This is a genomic window from Armatimonadota bacterium, from assembly GCA_016223145.1.
Lineage (GTDB): Bacteria > Armatimonadota > Fimbriimonadia > Fimbriimonadales > Fimbriimonadaceae > Nitrosymbiomonas.
Genome location: JACRPN010000002.1, coordinates 1 through 3,532 on the forward strand (window position 1 = coordinate 1; position 3,532 = coordinate 3,532).

At 61.7% G+C, this 3,532-nt stretch carries 2 protein-coding genes; one reads left to right on the forward strand and one right to left on the reverse strand.

The genetic code is table 11. From position 1 onward, the window contains the following. Positions 1 to 316 precede the first annotated feature (316 nt). Positions 317 to 610: a hypothetical protein gene (locus tag HZC36_01000; GenBank protein MBI5705548.1), complete on the reverse strand. Its 294-nt coding sequence runs from the start codon at positions 608 to 610 to the stop codon at positions 317 to 319. A 94-nt stretch (positions 611 to 704) separates the two neighbouring features. Here HZC36_01000 and HZC36_01005 point away from each other — a divergent pair. After that, the coding region (locus HZC36_01005) for a hypothetical protein (GenBank protein MBI5705549.1) at positions 705 to 3,532 on the forward strand (2,828 nt) is incomplete at its 3' end.

Genomic DNA, 3,532 nt, shown 5'->3' on the forward strand with positions numbered 1-3,532 from the left:
CATCATACCGCTCAGGAGATCGAAGTTGAAAACTAGCCCTTGAACATAGGAGCGTCGATGGTGCACACGGCCCGCTGTGTGTGGCACCGTGCCAACTTGTTTAACAGAAGATCGCTGCGTTGATTCGTCGAAGTTGCCACATTACATCTTGACGGACATACCGACGTAGCAGTATCCTCGCGCCAATCTTGGCGGCGCCTTCATGTGCGCCTTCCCAGCTTCTTTCATGCGATGAGTGAGGAGGCCCTCTCATGAGGTTCGCGCTGCGCTGTGCCCTGCTGGTTGCGATCACGTTCGCAACTTATGCCGCAAGTACTTACACCGACTGGTCCACAGCGACGGCGGCGGGCGGCACACCGAGCACATCCTCACCCATCCAGCCGATCGTTGCCACACCGGTTGCCTCGGCCACACCCCCACCGGCGGCAACGCCGGTGCCAACTGCAACGGCAGCGCCAACGGATAGCCCAACGGCGGTCGCAACGGATACTGCCATCGCCATCGCCACTTCAGTTTCGACGCCCGCACCCACACCGACCGCCGCCGACCCAACGGCGTTGCCTGTCCTCACGGAGGCCGTGGACACGGCCGGGACAACCAACGCGATCACTGTGGACTCTGCCGGAGGACGTCTGAGTTCTCCGGACGGGCGAGTCACCGTTGACGTGCCATCTGGCGTCTTCTCAGCTCCGGTAGAGATCCGCGTGACGAGACAAGATCGGGCGAAGCTGACGGCGCCGAGCCCCGATTCGCCGCTCCTCGCCGCATGGCAGTTTGACGCCACGACAGCCGATGCCTCCTCCGCCCCGGTACACGTCTTCCCGGCCAGCCTCATGATCTCTATGCACTTCTCCGCCGATGACCTAGTGGGCCGCAATCCGGCGACGCTCGCATTCTGGACCTTCGATGAGTCGTTGCGTCAATGGCTTCGCGTCCCCGGATCGACGGATGCGGCTTCGCGGACATTGACCGTGGCCATCAACCACTTCAGTGTCGATAGCGCGACCGCCGACGAGCTCATCAACATGGCCCCCCTTCTCGACGGGCACAATGTGGGCCTCCATGCGAGGACCGCTAACCTGAAAGTCCCCATCGTCGTGCCGCCCGGGCGAGGCGGCCTCACCCCACAGCTTGCGCTTTCATACGACTCCGGCCGAACAGACGAGATGCGCCAATACAGTTCGAACGCCAGCTGGGTTGGAACTGGTTGGGAGCTGTCCACCGGGAGCCTGACGGTCCAGCCAGGCGCAAACGGCAACCTCCGTGCGTTCTTGTCCGCCGGCGACTTCGGCGGCGAGATGATGCCCGACGGCACAACCGACGGCGGACGGACGGTCTGGCGTCTCCGCGACGAGGTCTACGTGCGGATCCGGACGGATTGTTACGGCAACCCATTTGCCCAAGGTCACGTCATATCGCTGTGCACGTGGTGGGTCACGGACAAGAGCGGCCGCGTCTACACCTTCGGCGGCGACATGGCCTACGCACGGTACACGATGGTTCAGTACTCGACGATGCAGGGAGTGTTGTGGGAGCGGGGGTTCTATCAGTTCGACCTTGCCACAGTCACAGATCCGCTCGGCAATCAGATCGGCTATACGTACACACCATACACGGCCACCGATCCGACCTGCGCTGCTGCTCCGCAGCAACAACGTCCGCTCGGCTGCACTTACCTCCTGTCCGCGTATCCCGCTTCCGTCAGCTACAACTACAACACATCGAATCCGCCGGTCGCTCAGACCGTCATTCAATTCAACACCGGCTGCGACGGTACGCCTGGCGTGGACTACGGGATCGCCGGCACCGGTCCCTCAGTCTGCATGCGGAACGACACGCCGCGGAACTTTGCCGCTGGCGGAAATTGCAGCGCATACACCGCACCGCTGGTGCTCGAAACGCAGCGTCTCAATTCGATTGACGTACGTCAGAGTGGGGCGCTGGTGCGGCATTACGACCTCACGCACGCGACGACGCCGTTTTACCGCACTCGAAGCGACGGCGGAACGCTCTATATCCCGCCCTGCTCCCCCTATGTGGGCTACATGGCGTGCGTTTACGATCAGTACCACTACTGCTACTTCGAACCGTCGGCCACCGATCAGGGGCAGGGGTATTACGGAGGCACTGACCTCCTCACGGGGTTCACCATCAAAGGTGCGGACGGTACGTCTAGTCTCGCGAGTATGACGTTCGAGTACGCCCCGAAGCACGTCAACTACTCGACCGGCGGCTGGGACTACAACTGGCAGCATCTCAAGCAGGCCGGAAACGGCCTCGGAGGACACGTCCTGTTCTCCTACTCCGAACTGACCGCCGGCACCGGTTGGAGCCGCGAGGCGGTCACCCAGGAGACGCACCAGGCGGGGTTCGGCGAACCTGACATCGTGACGGACTACACGTACTCAAACGGCCCCGCCTACCAACAGTACCCCGACCCCTACAATCAGCCGTACTACTCTGGCGGCGGCCCTGGCTACTCCGCTGGGTACGGCTATGACCCCTTCAACGGGATCTATCGCGGATTCGGACAGGTCACCGAGACCGACTCGGCCAACAATCCGACGGTGCACTACTACTACACAACGGGGAAGTACTGCTGCGGTGCTACGTATCCTTTCCCGACGTCGCCGGCCGATTGGATCAACGAAATCCTGACCGGTCGCGAGTATCTGACTGTGGTGAAGGACTCCAGCGGCACAAATTCAAAGACGTTCGCCACCACGTTCAATACCGTGGCCATCCCGAACTCGTTTTATTCGACTCCTCCGCAGAGTCAGGGTCAGTCGTTCATCAACTTCGTCTCGCCACTCCAGGTCGCGACGACGCTGAAGGACGGCAGCCAGTCGTACACGCAGACCGGCTTTGACGGCTTCGGCAACTTGACGCAACAGAACGACTTCGTCGGAACACCGCCAGTGAATCCGACAAGCATGTCGGCATGCGCCGGCGCCCCCTGCATCCTCAGCACGACGACTGGCTGGCTCGCTGACACGACCGACTGGATCTTCCGACCAACCTATTCGGCGATGACGGACCCGCAGACTGCCAATGCCGTCCTCGCCTGTTCGCGAAACTATTATGACGGGGCGACCACGGCGGACGCTCCACTTTCGTCCGGCAAGGGCCTGCTGACCGCCACATCGACGGCCATCACGCTGGCATTCGGCGCTCAGTGCAATGCTTCTGCGACTCCTTTCGCGTCCTCGACGAACAGGTACACCGAGTACTACGGCTTCGGCAGTCCGTACGAAACGTCAGAACCGACGACGGTCTACCCGGAATCGCAGGTCAACCTGTCGTGGGGCGGTTGGGTGCCGACGGGTGTGCCCTACACACGGACGACGCGCGACTTCACGTACGGATACGTCATGCAGGCCGCCGCCCCAACGGTCAATGGTATTGCCCCGACCACGAACTACAACGTCGGCGGCAGTTCGTTCGACTTCCGCTTAGGCAAACCAACACAGGTGAGTCAAGCGAACGGCAACGTGCTCAACTATCGCTACGACACGTTCGGCCGATTGGAGAA